Consider the following 18,179-nt stretch of genomic DNA (forward strand, 5'->3'; position numbering starts at 1 on the left):
CCGGAGCGCTGCGCCCCGGCCCCCTTGATGGATAGTCTGCCCGGCACGCGGCCGGGGCAGCAGGCTCAGCGATAGGCGCTCAGGCGGCCCTTGTCGTCGAGCAGGTAGAGCGTGTTGTTGGCAATCACCGGCGCCAGCGACAGCGGATCCTTGGTCTCCTTGGTGGAGAGGATGCTGCCGTCCTTCGGCGACACCGAGACGATCTGGCCCAGCGTGTTGATCAGCACGAGACGGCCGCCGGCCGCGATCGGACCCTTCCAGGCGACCGGGTTCTTCAGCTTCTTCTCGTTCTTGTACTTCTGCAGCTGCACGATCCAGCGCGGCTTGCCGCTGCTACGCGACAGGCAGAGCAGGCGCGCATCGTCGGTGACGACGAACAGCCACTCGCCCACGGCGTAGGGCGAAGCCAGGCCGCCGATGCTCTGCTCCCACAAAGTCGAGCCGCTGGTGATGTCCACCGCGACCATCCGGCCGCCCTCGCCCAGCGCATAGACGCGGCCCTGGTCGATCACCGGCTCGGCATCGATGTCCGACAGCGACGAGACCGAGGTGGTCATGGTGTTGCGGGTAAGCACGTCGCCCCAGAGCGACAGGCCGTTCTCGTAGCGATAGGCGTTGAGCTCGCCCGAGGAGAAGCCGGCGATCACCGTGCCCTGCGCCGAAGCCGGGGCCGCGACGCCGAACACGCCCTGCGATTCGAGGCTGGCGGTCGCCGTCCACGAAATGTCGCCCTTGTCCTGGGTCAGCGCGAACAGCTGGTTGTCCTGCGTCACCACATAGACGTTGCCGTTGGCGAGCGTCGGGGCACCGCGCAGCGGACCGCCGGGGCGCTTGCGCCAGAGTTCCTTGCCATCGGCGACCTGCAGGGCGACCACGTCGCCCAGACCGTTCGAGGCATAGACATGGTCGCCGTCGACGCTGACGCCGCCACCGAACAGCGCGCCGCGGCTGCGCTTGTCCTCACCGGTGCCGGTACGCGCGCTCCACAGCTCGGAACCGGTATCGGCGGCCATGGCGTGAACCGTGCCCGCCTGGTCGATCACGAACAGCTTGTTGCCCTCGATCACCGGCGAGGCGGCGAGGCGCTGGCTCTTCGACGGCTTGGCGACCTGGCGCGACCAGACGCGCGACAGCGAATCGCCGAGCGCGAGATGGCCCATCGCCTTGGAGGCGCTACCGCCGGGCTGGCTCCAGCTCTCGTTCACCGCCGCCTCGGGCAGCTGGACCTCGATGCCCGCCAACGTCTTGTCGGCGCTGATGTCGTTCTCGGTCACCAGGATCGGCACGCGCTCGCCAAGCACGGGCGTCTTCTTGCCGCCGCTGCCCTTGAAGACGCCGCAGCCGCTCACCAGCGCGAGCGCGGCAACTGCCGTTACAACGCGAACCTTCGTGTTCATTTAGATTGCTTTTCCTGGGTCTGAACGGTCGCCGCGGTGGGCGTGACCGAAAGCGTCTTGGCGAGTTCGGCGGTGCGTTCGCGGATCGAATCCGGTACGCGGGTGCCCGCTTCGCTGAGCTGGCGATAGAGCTTGGCGGCCTCGCCGCGCTTGCCCGATTTCAGATAGGCGGCTGCCACCATCTCGCCGGCAGTGCCGAACCACGGCGAATCGGGGTTGGCGAGCGTGCCGAGCCGCTGGATCACGTCCTGCGGGTTGAGCGTGTCGAACTCGGCCTGGGTCTGCCGAACCAGCGCCAGATCGCGGAACGGCTGGGCGAGCTTGGCGTCCGTGACGATGCTGGCGAACTTGGCCGCTGCGCCCTTCTTGTCGCCCTGCTGGAACAGCAAATTGCCCTGGGTGAAGCGCGCCATCGCGGCATAGCCGTCCGTGCCCTGCGCCAGCTTGTCGAGCCCGGGCTGGGCCTGACCGACCTGGTTCTGCGCGGCAAGCTGGAGGGCTGCGTCATATTCCTCGCCGCGAGCTTCGGCGGCGGTGCGCTGGCTGTGATCGTAGAACAGCCAGCCGGCCACGGCGACGAGGAAGGCCACCACGCCGATCGCGACCCAGATGCCATAGCGACGGCCGGCGCGGATCAGCTGATCGCGCCGATATTCCTCGTCGACTTCGCGAAGGAAGGCCTCGTCGGTGGTACCGGAAGGAGGAAGCGCCAAAATCTACTCCATGGGTCTGATGCGGCCGCGGACCTTAGCGCCGCGTCCCGTGAACGCAAATCGCCCTACTCCGTCAGTCCTTCGGCGCATAGACCTGATCCGGTCCCGGAAAGGCCCGCGACCGTACCTCGCCCGCATAGGTTTCAACCGCGGCGGAAATGCGGCCAGCCAGATCGTCATAGCGCTTAACGAAGCGGGGGGTGCGCTCGAACAGGCCGAGCATGTCCTCGGCGACCAGCACCTGGCCGTCGCACTGCGCCGAGGCGCCGATGCCGATGGTGGGGCACTTCACCGCCTTGGTGATCTCCACCGCGATCGGTTCGACCACGCCTTCGACGACGATCGCGAAGGCGCCCGCCTCGTCCATCGCCACCGCATCGCCGACCAGCTTGGCATGCTCCGCCTCGCTGCGGCCGCGCGCGCCATAGCCGCCGAGCACGTTGATCGCCTGCGGGGTCAGGCCGATATGGCCGATCACCGGGATGCCGCGTTCGTTGAGGAACTTGACCGTCGGCGCCATTGCCGCGCCGCCTTCGAGCTTCACCGCCGCCGCGCCGGTTTCCTTAAGCAGCCGCGCGGCGCTCTCGAACGCCTGCTGGGGCGAGGCCTCGTAGCTGCCGAATGGCATGTCGATGACGACCAATGCGTGATAGCTGCCGCGCACCACCGCCGCGCCGTGCGCCGCCATCATCTCGAGCGTCACCGGCACGGTGGACGGCAGGCCGTAGATCACCTGGCCCAGGCTGTCGCCGACCAGCAGCATGTCGCACGCCTCGTCCATCAGCTGCGCCATGCGGACGGTATAGGCGGTGAGCATCACCAGCGGCGCGCCGCCCTTGCGCTTGCGGATCGCCGGCACGGTGACGCGCTTCATCGGCGCGGGCGTGGGATTGGCGCGGCTGGTGGCGGTATCGAGCGTGAGCTGGTGCGACATGGCGCGCGGTCTAGCGGGTCGCGGGCGGCGTTGCCAGTGCTGCCCGGATTCCTGTCTTTGCGGGGACGACCGACGTATGCTTGATGGAATTGCGGTATTCTTGCTGCCCGGCAGCGGATTTCAAGCGACCTACCGCAGCCAGCCCCGCCGCGTCGCCATGCCGGCGAGCCAGATCTGGAAAATGGCGACGCCAAGGATGAAGGCCGGGATCACGAAGGCCTGCACCGGCCCGGAAAGCCCGCCGGTCGCAAACAGATAGCCGAACTGCACGATCACCGCCGCGAGCGAGACCACATACAGGATATTCGCCTTGCGCGAGCGCCGCAGCATGGCCAGCGAGCCCAGCAGGCTGGCACCTACCCCGATCGCGTAATCGACCAGGAACCAGCGCGGAACCGCCTGATAATACTCCCAATTCCAGAAACTCAGTTCGGCGCCGCGCGGCAGCGACAGCGTCGCATGCGCGTAGAAGACGAGGCAGCCGAACAGCCCCCACAGGACCAGCATCGTTGCGACGGTGCGAAACCAGCTGGCTGGCCGTTGTCGAATATAAGACGCCATGCGATCCCAGTAACCTGTCTCGTTTATCGTGTTAATTTAGGATAAACACGGTGGTTAGGCCACGAATCCGTTAATTTTTCGTGCTCAGAGCAACGCGCGGGCATAGCGTTCTGCCGCGAATCCGATCAGCAAACCGCCCGGATATTCCAGAACCGGTCGTTTTATCATCGACGGCTGTGCAATCATCAGCGCGCGTGCCTTGGCCGAATCGAGGTCGGTCTTGTCCATCTCCGGGAGTTTGCGGAAGGTGGTGCCGGTGCGGTTCAGCAATGGCTCCCATCCCTCCGAGGCGATCCAGCGATCGAGCCGCGCGGGATCGACGCCCTCGGCTTTATAGTCATGAAACACATAGCGAATGGCGTTGGCGTCGAGCCAGGCCCGCGCCTTCTTCATCGTGTCGCAATTCTTGATTCCGTAGAGCGCGATGGTCATGCGCGCTTAGTGGAGGAAACGGCCGAGGGTCACAACCGGCTGCACCTCCAGACCCAACGCGCGATAGAAACCGATCGCCGCATCATCGCCGTCGCGGACCATCAGCTGAAGCTTGGGGCAGCCCCGCGCGCGCAGCCAGGCTTCGGCGGCGGCCATCAGCGCGCGGCCATGCCCCTGCCCCCGCGCCGACTCGGCGACGGCGAGATAATAGACCCAGCCGCGATGCCCGTCCTCGCCGACCATTGCGGTGCCGAGGAAGGTGTCGCCGTCCCGCAGGAGCAGGATGGTAGAGCCGGCCCGGCCAACCGCGCGGTCGAAATCGGCGACGGGATCGTTCCAAGGACGGGTGAGCCCGGCGGCCCGCCACAGCGCGATGACGGCGTCGCGATCCGCTACGCCTGCTTCCTGTATCCTCATCTGCCCAGCCTATCGGCCAGAGACGTCGCCCGCTATCCCCGCTTGAGCCCGAGCAACGCCAGCGCCGCGACCAGCGAGCCGCCCGCCATCGCGAGCGCGACTACCGGCAGCCCGAGATTCATCGAAAACAGCAGCCCGGCAACGATCGGCCCCAGCGCCGCGCCGCCGCGCCCCACCCCGATCACGAAGCCGGTGCCCGACCCTCGCGCCGCAGTGGGGAAGCTCTGGGCGATCAGCGCGTACATGCCGACCACGCCGGCGTTGGTGCAGAACCCCGCAATCCCCGCGACGAGCGCCAGACCGGCCAGATCCCGCTGCCCCTGGCCGAACAGCGCCACCATCGCAGTCGCCGCGATCAGCGCCACCACCAGCAGCCCCCGCAGCGGCAGCCGCCAGCTCAACACGCTGAGCAGCACCGCGCCCGCCAGCCCGCCGACATTGGCCCAGACCAGCACCCCCGCCGCCTGCGATGCCGGATAGCCCATGTCGACCACGATCTTGGGCACCCATTTGAGGATGAAGTAGAAGGTCATGATATGACAGAAATAGGCGATGGTCAGCAGCACCGTCGTGCGCGCCAGCGGCCCGGCGAACAGCTGCGCCAGCGGCAATTTGGCCCCCGCCTCGGCACGAGGCGGCAGCGCGTCGATCGCACCTTGTCCCATCCGCGCCAGCAGCCGGTTCGCCCGTTCGAGCGCCCCCACGGGCTGTCGCTGGATCAGGTAGCGGATCGATTCGGGCAGCAGCAACCAGCTGAGCGGCAGGAACAGCGTCGTCATGCCGGCTCCAAACAGGAACACGTGCCGCCAGTCTCCGCCGACCAGCAACTGCGCAGCGATCGCCCCGCCGACGATCGCGCCGACCGGATAGCCCGAGGCCATCAGCCCCACCGCCAGGCTGCGGGTACGGGCATTGGCAAGCTCCGCCACCATCGCATTGGTGCAGGCGAGCATGCCACCAATGCCGAGCCCGGTGAACAGCCGGAACACGGCGAGCATCTGCAGGTTGCGCGCGAAGGTCGCAGCCAGCATGCCCGCCGCCATGATCGCGAGGCACAGCAGGATCGCCGGCCGACGCCCGGCGCGATCGGCATAGCTGCCGAGCAGCACCGAACCCACCGCCATGCCGATCAGCTCCATCGACAGCACCAGCCCGAGCGCCGCGCGCCCGATGCCCCATTCGGCAGCAATGCCCGGCGAGGCAAAGCTGATCGCCAGCACGTCGAACCCGTCGAGCGCATTGAGCAGCAGGCAGAGCAGGATCGCCAGTACCTGCGTGCGGCTGAGCGGCGCCTCGTCGAGCCGCTGCAGGATTCCAGGCGACTCTGCCATGTCCAGACCTCTCCTCCAGGGCTTTCGTCGCCCTTTTCGTTCGTCAGGCGGTGAGCATCAGTGCATCGAGCGCCACCACGCCTTCGCCCAACGGGTGCACCACCACCGGATTCAAATCCACCTCGCGGATGGCAGGTTCGGCGATCAGCACCTGCGCGAGCCGTGCGATCAGCGCAGCGACGGCAGGAACGTCGAGCGCCGGCGCGCCGCGCCAACCGCGCAGGATCGCCGCGCTCTTCAGCTGGTGCAGCTCGCGCTCGATTGCCTCCGGCGTCAGGTCGCAGGGGAGCAGCCGCACGTCCTGCAGTATCTCTGCCGTCACGCCGCCGAACCCGGCGAGGATCACCGGGCCCCATTCGGGATCGCGCTTGGCGCCGACGATCAGCTCAACACCCCGCTTGCCCATGCCCTCCACCAGCACGCCGTCCAGCGTCAGGTCCGGCCGGTGCCGGCCGACATCGCCGTGCAGCTTGCGCCAGCCGGCGCGGAGCGCGTCCTCGTCGGCGAGGTTGAGGACGACGCCACCGGCATCGCTCTTGTGGCTGAGCTCGGCCGATTGCGCCTTGAGCACCACCGGATAGCCGATTTCTTCGGCGATCCGCACCGCCTCGTCCGCCGTGCGGGCGAAGCCGCCTTTGGGGAAGGGCAGTCCCAGCGGCGCCAGCACTGCCTTGGCGCGATATTCGGGCACCACCCCGCCGAGCGGCAGGTCTTCGCAGGCCAGCGGATCAGCATCGCAGGCGGCGAAATCCCGCGCCGCATGTGCCGAGAGCCGGGCGATGGCGCGGAACACCCGCTCGGTCGAGGCGAAGCACGGCACCCCCGCCGCACGCAGCCGAGCGATGTTCTCCGTCCCCAGCGGCGCGCCTTCATCGAGCCCGGCGAAGATCAGCGGCTTGGTGAGCGGCGCTTCCTCCACCGCACGCAGGATCGGCGGCAGCTTGATCGCCACCGTCGCCGGATCGGTGAGGATGATCCCCGCGACCACGCAGCCGAACCGGTCGTCGGCGCCCAGCGCCTTGAGCAGCCGATAGTACATGTCGGGCTCGACCAGCCCCTGCGCGGTGATGTCGAGCGGGTTGCTGACGCCGACAAAGTCCGGCATCGCGCCGCGCAGCGCCGGCGCATTGGCGTCGTCGAGCGCCGGCAGGTCGACGCCCAGCCCTTCGCACAGATCAAGCGTCAGCGCCTTGAACGCGCCCGATTCGCCCAGCACGGCGGTGCCGCCGCCGGGCAGCGCCGGGCAGCGCGCGGCGACCTCGGTAATGTCGCCCAGTTCCTCCAGCGTCTCGGCGAAGACCACGCCCGCGCGCTCCACCATCACCCGCATCAGCTGATAGTCGCCCGCCATCGCGCCGGTGTGCGTCGCCGCGGATTCACGCGCCGCGCTGCTCTTGCCGGGGTGCAGCAGCACGACCAGCTTTCCTGCCGACCGCGCCTTGCGCGCCGCCGCCAGGAAACGCTGCGGCTTGCGGAACTGCTCGACGATCATCGCGATCACCTGCGTGTCCGGATCGTCCACGCAATAGTCGACATAATCCTCGACCCCGCTCGCCGCCTCGTTGCCGGTCGAGACCGACAAGGTGACGGGCAGGTCGCGGCTGAGCAGCGTCGTCGCGAGCACGGCCGCCATCGCCCCGCTCTGCGAGACGATGCCGATGCCCGCACCCGGCCCGCGCTCGGGCAGGGTAGTTTCGACGAAGGTGAGCGGCACCCGCTCGACATAGTTGACGAGACCCAGGCAGTTCGGGCCTTCGATCACCATGCCCGCCTCGGCGGCGATGCGGGCGATCTCGCGCTGGTCGGCCAGCCCCTGCTCGCCGCCTTCGGCGAAGCCGGCGGAGAAGACGATCGCCGCGCCCACCTTGCGGGCGGCGAGCGCTCTGATCGTCTCCACCACCCCGGCGCGCGGAATGGCGAGCACGGCGGCGTCCACGCCCTCCGGAAGCGCGTCCACACTGGGCAGGCAGGCCCGCCCACCGATCGTATCCCGCTTGGGATTGATCAGGTGGATGGCACCGGCAAAGCCGTTGCGCTCCAGATTGGCAAGCACCGAGGCGCCGAGCGCCCCGGGCTTGTCCGAGGCGCCGACGATCACGACCGATTTCGGCCGCAACAGCCGATCGAGCGCGAGTCCGTTGGTGGTGGCGGATGGCGGGCAAAGCGTATCGACGGTCATCGGTGCCCTCCCCGGTCTCAGGCGTTGTGCTTGGACTTGTCGTACGCGCCGAGGCCCGGCTTGTACGTCTTGTCGTCGATGAACTGCTTGATGCCTTCCTTGCGGCCCTCGCTGTCATAGCTGTTGGCCGCCTCCTGCGCGCGGATCAGATAGTCTTCGGCATTGTCATAGGTCATCTCGCGGACGCGGCGGATGGCATCCTTGGTAGCCTTGAGCGCCACCGGGTTCTTGGCCTGCAGCACCTTGGCCACTTCCTCGACGCGGGCCTTCAGTCCCTCCAGCGGCACTGCTTCATTGACCAGACCCCATTCGGCGGCCTTCTTGCCGCTGATATTCTCGCCCATCATCGCGTGGTACATCGCGTTGCGGAAGCCGGTCAGCTCCGCGATCACCTTGGACGCGCCGCCGCCGGGCAGGATGCCCCAGTTGATCTCCGACAGGCCGAACTGCGCCTCTTCCGCCGCGAAGGCGAGGTCGCAGCCGAACAGCGGGCCATAGCCGCCGCCGAAGCACCAGCCATTGACCATCGCGATGGTCGGCTTGTGGTACCAGCGCAGCCGCCGCCACCAGCCATAGGCCTCGCGCTGGGCCCCACGCGTGGCGCCCAGGCCCTTGGCCTCGTTCTCGCGGAAATATTCCTGGAGGTCCATGCCCGCGGACCAGGCGGTGCCCTCGCCGCTCAGCACCAGCACGCCGACATCGTCGCGATATTCGAGTTCGTCGAGCACCTCCATCATGCGGCGGTTGAGCCGCGGCGACATGCAGTTGCGCTTCTCGGGACGGTTGAAGCGTACCCAGGCAATGCCGTCGATCACGTCATAGGCAACGGTGGCGTCTTGGGTCGGATCGGTCATGCTGCTTTGCCTTTCTGAAAAATGCGGCGTCATTCGACGCAGTAGAAGTCGATGATCACATGCGTCGGCCGGCGGATGCCGCGCGCGACGAACACGGTGCGCGCCAACCAGGCGTGCGGCCCCTCGGCCACATCGAATCGCGGCGTGGTGCGGAAATAATAGGCATCGGGCTCGACCGGCTCGTCGCGCGCCAGCTGGGCGGTGACTGCCTCGCTGGCGACGCGCAGGCCCGGATTTTCGATCCCGATCACGGTGCCGTCCTCCGCCTCCAGGAAATAGCGGGCGAGCACGCGGGTGACGCCGCCCGGCAGGATCGGCTGCCAGTCGCCGCCGCCCGGCAGCACCGTCGCGGTCAGCCGGGGACCGGTAATCCGGCCGCCGGTGATCGCGATGAAGCGTGCTCGGCCGCCGTCCACCTGCCCCCGGTCCACCGGCGGCGCGATCTCGACATGCGCCGAGAAGGCGAAGACGAGGCCGGGCGGCGGAGCGGAGGGGCCGGTCATGCTATCGGCTCAGATCGGGAAATGGCCGGGCTGGGTCTCCAGCGTGATCCAGCGCAGTTCGGTGAAGCTCTCGATCCCTGCCTTGCCGCCGAACTTGCCGTAGCCCGAGGCCTTCACGCCCCCGAACGGCATCTGCGCCTCGTCGTGCACGGTGGGGCCGTTGACATGGCAAATGCCCGACTGGACCTGCCGCGCCACGCGCAGCCCCCGCGCCGCATCACGGGTGAAGACCGAGGCGGACAGGCCGTACTCGGTGTCATTGGCGAGCTCGATCGCATGCGCCTCGTCACGGGCGCGGATCACGCCGACGACGGGGCCGAAGCTCTCGTCGCGGAACAGCTTCATGGCGGGCGTGACCCTGTCGACGACATGGGCGGGCATCAGCACGCCGTTCGCCGCGCCGCCATTCACCAGCGCCGCGCCCTGGGCGACGGCATCGTCGATCAGGCTCTGCACATGCGCGACGGTCTTGGTATCGACCACCGCGCCCAGCGGAGTCTTGCCCTCGCGCGGATCGCCCACCGCCATCGTGGCGACCTTGGCCTTGAACTTCTCGACGAAGGCATCCGCCACCGCATCGACGACGATGATCCGTTCGGTCGACATGCAGATCTGGCCCTGGTTCATGAACGCACCGAACGCGGCGGCCTTCACCGCTTCGTCCAGATCCGCATCGTCGAGCACGATCAGCGGCGCCTTGCCGCCGAGTTCGAGCACCACCGGCTTGAGGTTCTGCGCGCACCGCACCGCGATGATCCGTCCCACCCCGGTCGATCCGGTGAAGTTCACCCTGCGCACGGCGGGCGCGTCGATCATCGCGCCGACCACCTCGCCGGCATCTTCCGGCGCGTTGGTGACGAGATTGACGATGCCGCCGCCGAACCCGGCCTCGACGAACGCCTCGATGATCAGCGCATGGGTGCGCGGGCATTGCTCGCTTGCCTTCAGCACCACCGTGTTGCCGCAGGCGAGCGGCACCGCGATCGCGCGCGTGGCGAGGATGATCGGCGCGTTCCACGGCGCCATCGACAGCACCACGCCCGCCGGCTCGCGCACCGCCATGGCGATGCAGCCCGGCTTGTCGGACGGGATTACCTCGCCGCTGATCTGGGTGGTGAGCCCGGCGGCCTCGCGGATCATCGAGGCGGCGAGCATCAGGTTGAAGCGGGCCCAGCCCTCGGTCGCGCCGATCTCGGCCATCATCGCATCGACGAACGCGTCGGCGCGGGCCTCCATCGCGGCGGCTGCCTTGGTCAGCAACGCGCGGCGGGCATTGGGGCCCTGCGCGGACCAGGCGGGAAACGCCGCCTGCGCAGCGGCAACGGCGGCGAGCGCATCCTCCGTGCCCGCAGCGGCGGCGATCGTCGCCACCTCGCCGGTGACGGGATTACGGCGCTCGAAGGTACGCGCGGCCTCGCGCGGGGCACCGCCCACGCTCAGCGGAACTCGGCTTGCAGACATGACCTCTCCTGTCCTGCGTGCTATTGTTATGCAGCATAGCTTTTATCGCAGAACAGGCAAGAGGCATCGCGTCCGATTTATTTCGCGTCGGCGGCGAAGCGGAACGTCACGGCGATGGCGTCGGGGATGGTGCTGGGGTCGCTCCACTGGCCCTTGCCGACTCCGAAGGCGAGGCGCTTGACCGTGGCGGTGCCGCTCGCCTGGGCATGGTCGCCGTCGATCTTGAGCGTGAAGCTCACCGGCATCGGCTTGGTCGCGCCCGCCAGCGCCAGCGTGCCGTCGGCGACATAGCCGTTACCCTGCTTGCGGATCCGCGTCGCGGTGAAGCGGGCCTTGGGGTGCGCGGCGGTACCGAAGAAATCATCCCCCTTCAGCGTGTCGTCGCGCTCCGAATCGCCGCTGCTCACCGAGGCGAGGTCGATGTCGACCGCGATCTTGGAATGGGCGAGGTCGTCGGGGCTGAACTGGATGTCGGCGGTCCAGCGGGCGAAGCGCCCGTTGATCGTCTCGCCGCTATAGACGGTGCGGAAGGCGAGCGTGCCGCCCGGCGACACCTTCCAACTGCGCACCGGCATGGCGGCATCGGTCGCAGAGGCCGACGGCGACGGCGTGGGCTCGGGGCTGGCCGAGGCTTCCGGAGTGGGTGCCGGGGCGGCCGGCAGCTCGGGCGTCGAGCCTGGCGTGGGCAGCGGGGCGGAGGGCTTGGGCACCTCGGCATGGCCCTTGTAGCGCCACGAACCGGCGAAGAACGCCGACACGCACGCTGCCAGCGCCACCAACACCGCAATCGACAGCGCCGGGCGCTGCGACAAGGCCGCCGGCATCATCCGGCCGATCAGATCGTCGCGCAGCAGGTGGTGCCGCAGCGCGCCCGCCACGTGCAGCACGAACAGCCCGGCGAGCAGCCAGCCGATCAGCCCATGGATCGTCTCGGCAGGCTCGTTCCACGCCGTGCCCAGCGGCAGGTGCGGCAGGGGGATCGTGCCGAACAGCAGCGTCGGCAGCTTCACCCGCGCGGTGGAGACGATGATCCAGCCGGTGATCGGCCCCAAGATCATCACGCCGTACAGCCCCCAATGCACCACGCTCGCCAGCAGCTTGAGCGCGGGTGCACCCTCCGCAGGCGGCCGCGAGACGAACAGGCGAACCAGCAGCCGCGCGAGCGACAACACCAGGATCAGGATGCCGACCGACTTGTGGAACTGGAACGCCACGAACAGCGAGGATTTCGGCAGATCCTCCAGCGCCCAGCCGAGCCCGAGCTGGAACAGCAGCAACAGCGCCAGCGCCCAGTGGAGCAGGATCGCGATCCCGCTATATCGTTGTTTCAGATCTGCCACGCCTCGCCTCGTTCTTCGGTAACGCGCGCAGCCCGGTGCGGCGCACGGAAGCGCGGGACCCGATGCCGGAGTCGATAGCGCAACGACCCGATGTTGCGCCGATGGCCCGGCAGTCGGCAAGTGTGCCAGCCGGAAACGGTGGGTTCCAGCGGCAGCGGCCGATCCTTTCCGGGCGGGAGCGCGGTCGCGGCGCTGGCGGGACGCGGGACCGTTTGCCCAAGCGACCGGTTTGACAGACAGCGCGGGCACGTTCTCGGGTACCGGATCGAGCCGGCGCAGCACCGCATTCACTGCTGCCACCTCGGCATGGCTGGTGAACGCGACCGTGCCGTCCGGTGCCGTGGTCCAATGGCGACGCGGTTCTGCAGCATCCCCTTCAGGCCGCTGGCCGTACATTGCTCGTGTGGATCCGGAGACAGACGACGAGCTGCTGCTGCACGCCAACGGCTATGGCGCGGCGCCTGCCGCTGCGGTAGGCGCACGCCCGCAACTTTTACGGGGGCGCGCAGCATGATCCGAATGGTTCTCTTCCTCTTGCTCGGTCTGGGCGCGCTCTGGAGCGCCCCTGCGCATGCAAGCGGCGATTACAGCTGCGGCCCCACCTGGAAGCTCAACGCCGCCGTCTACAGCGGTTGCGACGACCTGGCGATGCTCGGGCCGCGCAACGATAGCCGGACCAATCTCGCGCTGCTGCTCGCCGATCTTCCGGGCGCAGCTCGTCTGGTGGCGCCAGCCAAGCCGTCGGTGTTCCTCGATATCGCCCTGCTGATGCCGCGCTCGGCCGATGGCGGCAGCCCATATTTCTCCGACGGCGAGGGGTCGCGCTGCCGCAGCAACGTGGCGGGCGCGTCGAGTTTCGAGGCCGCCATCCGCGCCAATGCCAAGGTGCCCGAGGTGGAGCGGGCCGCACTGATCGCCGCCCGGCAGGGTCTGCAGCCCGATTGCGCGCAGGGCACCGCAGGCACGACCGCGCTGGTCGCGGCAGTGAACGGCGCGAAGTCGGAGGCCGGCAAGGCCTTCGCCGCTTATCTCGACGGCGCGGCCGCCTTCTACGCCGGCGATTTTAATGGCGCCGCGGCACGGTTCGCGTCGCTCGGCAGCGCCCGTGATCCGTGGCTGCGCGAAACCGGGCGCTACATGCTCGGCCGCGTCGCGGTGAACCGGGCGCAGGTCGATTACTACGACGAATATGGTTCGCCCAAGGAGGGCGCGAAGATCGCGCCGAAGTTGGTAGCCGAGGCGGAAAACGCCCTGCGCAGCTATATGAAGGCCTATCCCAAGGGCGATTATTTTTTCTCGGCGCGCGGGCTGCTGCGCCGCGTCTACTGGCTGGCGAAGGACCGCGAGAGACTGGAGGCGGAATATGCCGCGTTGATCGCGCTGCCGGATGCGCAGCGCGGGATCGATGCGGTGTCGCTGGCGCAGGAGATCGACGCCAAGCTGCTGGCGGGTGCCACCGCCGACACGCTGCACGATCCGATCCTGCTTGCCGCGTTCGACCTGATGCACATGCGCACCGGGGAACGCGGCGAATCCTGCTGCGATGCCCTGTCCCGCGCCGCGCTCGATGCCCAGCGCGCCAAATTCGCCAGGAACCCGGCGCTGTTCGCGTTCCTCCAGGCGACCCATGCCTATCATTTCAGCGGGCAGCCGCAGGAGGTGCTGCAGCTCCTCCCCGATGCGTCGCATCAGGCCAGTTTCAGCTATCTCGAGTTCAGCCGGCAGATGCTGCGCGGCATGGCGCTGGAGGCGCGCGCCGATCGCAACGCCCGCGGCTTCTGGATCGATCTGCTCAGCGGCGCCAAGGCACCTGGCCAGCGCCCCGCGGTCGAGCTGGCGCTTGCGCTGCACGAGGAGCGGCACGACGGGCTCGCCCGTGTGTTCGCGCACGACTCGCCGATCCGCTCGCAGGAAATCCGCGATCGGCTGCTGATGAACGTCGCCGACGCGAAGCTGCTGCGGCAGCAGGCGCAGGCCGCGGGCGCATCGGCGCACGAGCGCGACGTCGCGCTGTTCACCCTCCTCTACAAGGAAGCGACGCGCGGTTCGCACCGCGACTTCGTCGAGGACATGCGGCTAGTCCCGGCCGGCGCGCCGATCGAATCGGACTATTACATCGATTTCGCCGATGCCAAATCACTGCCGACGGCGGTGTTCGTTCGGAGCAAGAAGCTCGGCGACTATGGCTGCCCGGCCTTTCCGGAAACGCAGCGCCGGCTCGCCGCCGCGGCGAGCGACGCCAAGGCGATGCTCTGCCTGGGCGAGTTCACCCGCGTGAACGGCTTTGACGGGTTCGTCCTCGATAGCCAGCCCGCCGCCGAAGAGCTGGGCGGCACGCCCACCCGGTTCGCCGGAGCCCCCTATTCGCGGCTGGACGCGTATCAGGCGGTGATCGCCTCTCCCGGCGCATCGCCCGACGACAAGGCGTATGCGCTGTTCCGTGCGGTCAATTGCTACGCCCCCAGTGCCTACAATTCCTGTGGCGGCAAGGGCGTCGAGCCGCTCGTCCGCAAGGGCTGGTTCCAGCGGCTGAAGCGCGACTATCCCAAGTCGCGCTGGGCGCAGGAGCTGCGCTATTATTGGTAAGCGGCTCGGGCTGCTGCTGGCACTGCCGCTGCTGCTCTCGGCGACCCCGCCGCAGACGCAGCCCGGCGCAGCGGTCGATGCGACCCGGTACGACGCCTTCTGGCTCTGGGCAGGCGTAAAGCCGCAGCCGGCGCTCGCCCGCGCCCGCCGGATCTATCTGCTGCAGGGCGCGGTGGTCGGCGGCGACGCACCGCGGCTGATCGCGCAGCGCCCGGCGGTCCCGCGGGTGCACCATGCCGAACTTTGGATGGTGTTGCGCGTGGAGACGCTCGCCTGGACCCCGCAGATCGACGCGCAGCTGCTTGCCGCACTCGAACGCTGGAAGCGGGCGGGAAACCGGATCGCCGGCGTCCAGATCGACTTCGACGCGCGGACCCGCCACCTGGGACGCTATGCCAGCTTCCTGAAGGCGCTGCGGGCAAGGCTCCCCATGCAGTACAAGCTCGGCATCACCGGGCTGCTCGACTGGAGCGCCAATGGCGATCCCGAAGGTCTGGCAAGGCTGGCAGACGTCGTCGACGAGGTGGTCGTGCAGATCTATCAGGGGCGGCACGTCATCCCCGGGTATCAGGGCTATGTCGCGAAACTCGGTCGGCTGCCCATCCCCTTCCGGATCGGACTGCTCCAGGGGGGCGAATGGACCCCGCCGCCGGGCCTCAACGCCAATCCGCGCTTCCAGGGCTATGTGGTGTTTCTGCTGAATCCGTGAACCCGGCCTGACAACGCCAATGGAAACAAGGGATTGCGCGTTGATCGGATCCGCCTATCCATGGGTATGACAAGCAGGGAGGGCAGCGGGATGGCCATGCGCTGGTTCGCGACACGTGCGGCATGGACGCTCGCCGCAGCGTCGCTCGTCCTGCCCGGTCTTGCCGCCGCCGCCCCCGACCCGATCCCGGTCACCATCACGGTCGATGCCGCGCGCGACGAAGGCCCGGTCGCGCCCGTCTGGCGTTTCTTCGGCGCCGACGAGCCCAATTATGCGACGATGAAGGACGGCCGTACCACGCTCGCCACGCTCGGCGCGCTGATGCCCGACTATGTCTATTTCCGCACCCACAACCTGTTCACCTCGGGCGACGGAACCCCAGCACTCAAATGGGGCTCGACCGGCATCTATCGCGAGGATGCGCGGGGCCGCCCGATCTATGACTGGACGATCGTCGACCGGATCTTCGACACCTATCGCGCCCGCGGCGTGAAGCCCTATGTCGAACTCGGCTTCATGCCCGAGGCGATGTCGACCCGGCCCCAGCCCTATCAGCACGACTGGCGCCCCGGCAGCGGCACGCTGCGCACCGGCTGGGCCTACCCGCCGCGCGACTATGCCAAGTGGGAGGAACTGGTGTTCCAATGGGTGCGGCACTGCGTCGCCCGCTATGGCCGCGCCGAGGTCGCCAGCTGGTATTTCGAGACGTGGAACGAGGCCAACCTTCCGCAATATTACTGGGGCGGCACCCGCGAGGAATTCTTTCGGCTGCACGATCACGCGATCCGCGGCGTGCGCCGGGCCCTGCCTGAGGCGCGCGTCGGGGGCCCGGACGGCGCGGGCGCCGGCGACGACTTTCTCGTCGCCTTCCTCGCCCATGTGAATACGGCGGGCACGCCCACCGACTTCCTCTCCTTCCACGCCAAGGGCCAGCCGGCGGTGGTGACGGACGCGCAAGGCAACCATGTCCGCATGGGGCTCGACACCCATCTGCGTGCCGCCGACCACGAATTCGCCGCGATCGCCGCCGATCCGGTGGGGCGGACCAAGCCGATCATCATCGGCGAGTCCGATCCCGAAGGCTGTGCGGCCTGCCAGGGACCGGCCAATGCCTATCGCAACGGCACGATGTATTCGAGCTACACCGCCGCCGCGCTTCCCCGGCTACAAGCGTTGGCCGACCGGCGCGGCCTGACGCTGGAAGGCGTGCTGTCCTGGGCGTTCGAGTTCGAGGACCAGCCGCCCTTCGCCGGTTTCCGCCAACTCACCTCGGCCGGGATCGACCTGCCGGTGATGAACCTGTTCAAGCTGCTCGCGAAAATGCGGGGCCATCATGTCCATGCCAGCTCGGACCATCAGACGCCGCTCGACACGGTGCTGCACGACGGGGTGCGCGGCGCGCCGGACGTCGGCAGCGTGGCCAGCCTCCAGAGGGATACGCTGTCGGTCCTGGTCTGGCATTATCATGACGACGACGTGCCTGGGCCCGATGCCGCGGTGACGCTGCAGCTTCGCGGCCTGGACCCTGCCCTCGCAAAGCGCGGGAGGCTGCTGCACTATCGCATCGACCAAACCCATTCCAATGCGTTCGCCGCGTGGCGCGCGATGGGATCGCCGATTGCCCCGAGCGATGCGCAGCGCGCGGCGCTGCTGAAGGCCGCGGCACTGGCGACGATCGACCCCGTGCCCATGCCCCTCCCCGCGGATGCCACGCTGCGCTTCCGTCTGCCGCGACAGGGCATCTCGCTTCTGGTCGTGACGCCTCGATAGTCTCGCTTCATAACAGTAGTATCAATCGACCGACAGGGGGAGGAAGCGGGATGAAGCAGGCAGCAACGGCGATGACGATCGTCGCCATGGCAACGCTGGGGTTGGCGGGTGCCTCCGCCCTGCAAGCCTCGCGACAAGCCTACGAAGCGATGCCCGACACCCATGGAACCGGCCCCTATCCTGCCATCAAGCGCACCGATCCCGCGCTGCCCGACCATGTTCTCTACCAGCCGGCCGACCTGTCGAAGCTCGGGGCCAAGAAGTTGGGTGTGCTGGTGTGGGGCAACGGCGCGTGCAGCGACGACGGCGCGAGCGTGCGGCTGCACCTCGCCGAGATTGCCTCGCATGGTTATCTGGTGATCGCCGCCGGCCGGGTGCTGACCGGCCCCGGCGCCCCGCCGCGCCCGCAGAGCCCGCCCCCACCCGGCCCGCTCGGCATCAAGACGACGACCGCGCAGGTCGCCGCCGGGATCGACTGGGCCTTGGCGGAGAATGAACGGCGCGGCAGCCGATTCTTCGGCCGCATCGATCCCCGCCTGGTCGCGGTCTCGGGCCACAGCTGCGGCGGGCTGCAGGCGCTGGAGATCGCCCCCGATCCGCGCGTGCGCGCCGTGATCGTCCACAATAGCGGGGTTTTCAAGGACGGCGCCAACCCGATCCGCGGCATCACCATCGATAAGGCGGCGCTGCAGCGGCTGCACACGCCCGTGCTCTACATCATGGGCGGCCCGTCGGACATCGCCTGGCCCAACGGCAATGACGATTTCGACCGGATCGACACGGTGCCGGCGGTGCTCGCCAGCATCGATGTCGGCCATGGCGGCACCTTCCAGGATGCCAATGGCGGACGGGTGACGCCGGTGGATGTCGCCTGGCTGGAATGGCAGCTGCGCGGCGACAGGGCCGCAGCGCGCTGGTTCCAGGGCGCCGACTGCCGGCTCTGCACCGACGCGGCGTGGACGGTGCGCAAGAAGCGCATCGACTGACCGCGC

General features: G+C 68.4%; 16 protein-coding genes. 4 read left to right on the forward strand and 12 right to left on the reverse strand.

Annotated features, from left to right (window positions below; translation table 11 throughout):
- Nucleotides 1-65 precede the first annotated feature (65 nt).
- From QZ670_RS12130 to QZ670_RS12185, 12 genes are all read right to left on the reverse strand, one after another.
- Entirely contained in the window at nt 66-1,397 is a 1,332-nt protein-coding gene (locus QZ670_RS12130; protein ID WP_294255640.1) for a PQQ-like beta-propeller repeat protein, read from the reverse strand.
- A complete protein-coding gene (locus QZ670_RS12135) occupies nt 1,394-2,110 on the reverse strand; it encodes a tetratricopeptide repeat protein (RefSeq protein WP_294255644.1) in 717 nt (238 codons plus the stop codon). The genes QZ670_RS12130 and QZ670_RS12135 overlap by 4 nt, the downstream gene beginning before the upstream one ends.
- Nucleotides 2,111-2,183: 73 nt before the next feature.
- Nucleotides 2,184-3,044 carry a 3-methyl-2-oxobutanoate hydroxymethyltransferase gene (gene panB / locus QZ670_RS12140; protein WP_168844381.1) on the reverse strand — a complete coding sequence of 287 codons (861 nt, stop codon included), beginning with the start codon at nt 3,042-3,044 and terminating at the stop codon, nt 2,184-2,186.
- A gap of 129 nt (nt 3,045-3,173) precedes the next feature.
- Nucleotides 3,174-3,551: a hypothetical protein gene (locus tag QZ670_RS12145; protein ID WP_294255651.1), complete on the reverse strand. Its 378-nt coding sequence runs from the start codon at nt 3,549-3,551 to the stop codon at nt 3,174-3,176.
- Nucleotides 3,552-3,689: 138 nt separating this feature from the next.
- Complete coding sequence (locus QZ670_RS12150) at nt 3,690-4,037, reverse strand: ArsC family reductase (RefSeq protein ID WP_294255654.1); 348 nt, start codon at nt 4,035-4,037, stop codon at nt 3,690-3,692.
- A 6-nt stretch (nt 4,038-4,043) separates the two neighbouring features.
- Nucleotides 4,044-4,454 (reverse strand): GNAT family acetyltransferase, encoded by a 411-nt coding sequence (locus QZ670_RS12155; protein ID WP_294255657.1) that lies wholly within the window; start codon nt 4,452-4,454, stop codon nt 4,044-4,046.
- A gap of 32 nt (nt 4,455-4,486) precedes the next feature.
- Nucleotides 4,487-5,785, reverse strand: a complete 1,299-nt coding sequence (locus QZ670_RS12160) for an MFS transporter (RefSeq protein WP_294255659.1) — start codon at nt 5,783-5,785, stop codon at nt 4,487-4,489.
- 43 nt (nt 5,786-5,828) lie between these two features.
- The gene (locus tag QZ670_RS12165; protein WP_294255661.1) at nt 5,829-7,964 is read right to left on the reverse strand and encodes an acetate--CoA ligase family protein; all 2,136 of its coding nucleotides are present in this window, start codon (nt 7,962-7,964) and stop codon (nt 5,829-5,831) included.
- Between the two features lie 17 nt (nt 7,965-7,981).
- Nucleotides 7,982-8,818 (reverse strand): p-hydroxycinnamoyl CoA hydratase/lyase, encoded by an 837-nt coding sequence (locus QZ670_RS12170; protein ID WP_294255664.1) that lies wholly within the window; start codon nt 8,816-8,818, stop codon nt 7,982-7,984.
- A 29-nt stretch (nt 8,819-8,847) separates the two neighbouring features.
- Nucleotides 8,848-9,321, reverse strand: a complete 474-nt coding sequence (locus tag QZ670_RS12175; protein WP_294255666.1) for a DUF3237 domain-containing protein — start codon at nt 9,319-9,321, stop codon at nt 8,848-8,850.
- 9 nt (nt 9,322-9,330) lie between these two features.
- On the reverse strand, nt 9,331-10,782 hold the full coding sequence (locus tag QZ670_RS12180) for an aldehyde dehydrogenase (protein ID WP_294255669.1): 1,452 nt from the start codon (nt 10,780-10,782) through the stop codon (nt 9,331-9,333).
- A gap of 77 nt (nt 10,783-10,859) precedes the next feature.
- The gene (locus QZ670_RS12185; RefSeq protein WP_294255672.1) at nt 10,860-12,122 is read right to left on the reverse strand and encodes a YceI family protein; all 1,263 of its coding nucleotides are present in this window, start codon (nt 12,120-12,122) and stop codon (nt 10,860-10,862) included.
- Between the two features lie 510 nt (nt 12,123-12,632).
- On the opposite strand from QZ670_RS12185, the gene QZ670_RS12190 reads away from it, so the two are divergent.
- The 4 genes from QZ670_RS12190 (at nt 12,633) to QZ670_RS12205 (ending at nt 18,173) form a co-directional block, all read left to right on the forward strand.
- Nucleotides 12,633-14,708, forward strand: coding sequence for a hypothetical protein (locus tag QZ670_RS12190; RefSeq protein ID WP_294255675.1), 2,076 nt, complete (start codon nt 12,633-12,635; stop codon nt 14,706-14,708).
- Nucleotides 14,709-14,880: 172 nt separating this feature from the next.
- Nucleotides 14,881-15,417, forward strand: coding sequence for a DUF3142 domain-containing protein (locus QZ670_RS12195; protein WP_294255678.1), 537 nt, complete (start codon nt 14,881-14,883; stop codon nt 15,415-15,417).
- A 90-nt stretch (nt 15,418-15,507) separates the two neighbouring features.
- Nucleotides 15,508-17,187, forward strand: coding sequence for a beta-xylosidase (locus QZ670_RS12200; protein WP_294255681.1), 1,680 nt, complete (start codon nt 15,508-15,510; stop codon nt 17,185-17,187).
- 50 nt (nt 17,188-17,237) lie between these two features.
- A complete protein-coding gene (locus tag QZ670_RS12205; RefSeq protein WP_294255683.1) occupies nt 17,238-18,173 on the forward strand; it encodes a hypothetical protein in 936 nt (311 codons plus the stop codon).
- Nucleotides 18,174-18,179: the final 6 nt, after the last annotated feature.

Origin of the sequence: uncultured Sphingomonas sp., assembly GCF_913774285.1 — a bacterium.
In the GTDB taxonomy this organism is placed as follows: Bacteria; Pseudomonadota; Alphaproteobacteria; order Sphingomonadales; family Sphingomonadaceae; genus Sphingomonas.

Bases quoted from the DNA above. Each gene is read 5' to 3' on its own strand.
- QZ670_RS12165 (WP_294255661.1), bottom strand. From the start codon at position 7,964: ATGACCGTCGATACGCTTTGCCCGCCATCCGCCACCACCAACGGACTC.
- QZ670_RS12190 (WP_294255675.1), top strand. From the start codon at position 12,633: ATGATCCGAATGGTTCTCTTCCTCTTGCTCGGTCTGGGCGCGCTCTGG.
- QZ670_RS12130 (WP_294255640.1), bottom strand. From the start codon at position 1,397: ATGAACACGAAGGTTCGCGTTGTAACGGCAGTTGCCGCGCTCGCGCTG.
- QZ670_RS12160 (WP_294255659.1), bottom strand. From the start codon at position 5,785: ATGGCAGAGTCGCCTGGAATCCTGCAGCGGCTCGACGAGGCGCCGCTC.
- QZ670_RS12180 (WP_294255669.1), bottom strand. From the start codon at position 10,782: ATGTCTGCAAGCCGAGTTCCGCTGAGCGTGGGCGGTGCCCCGCGCGAG.
- panB (WP_168844381.1), bottom strand. From the start codon at position 3,044: ATGTCGCACCAGCTCACGCTCGATACCGCCACCAGCCGCGCCAATCCC.
- QZ670_RS12175 (WP_294255666.1), bottom strand. From the start codon at position 9,321: ATGACCGGCCCCTCCGCTCCGCCGCCCGGCCTCGTCTTCGCCTTCTCG.
- QZ670_RS12170 (WP_294255664.1), bottom strand. From the start codon at position 8,818: ATGACCGATCCGACCCAAGACGCCACCGTTGCCTATGACGTGATCGAC.
- QZ670_RS12155 (WP_294255657.1), bottom strand. From the start codon at position 4,454: ATGAGGATACAGGAAGCAGGCGTAGCGGATCGCGACGCCGTCATCGCG.
- QZ670_RS12145 (WP_294255651.1), bottom strand. From the start codon at position 3,551: ATGCTGGTCCTGTGGGGGCTGTTCGGCTGCCTCGTCTTCTACGCGCAT.
- QZ670_RS12150 (WP_294255654.1), bottom strand. From the start codon at position 4,037: ATGACCATCGCGCTCTACGGAATCAAGAATTGCGACACGATGAAGAAG.
- QZ670_RS12205 (WP_294255683.1), top strand. From the start codon at position 17,238: ATGAAGCAGGCAGCAACGGCGATGACGATCGTCGCCATGGCAACGCTG.
- QZ670_RS12200 (WP_294255681.1), top strand. From the start codon at position 15,508: ATGGCCATGCGCTGGTTCGCGACACGTGCGGCATGGACGCTCGCCGCA.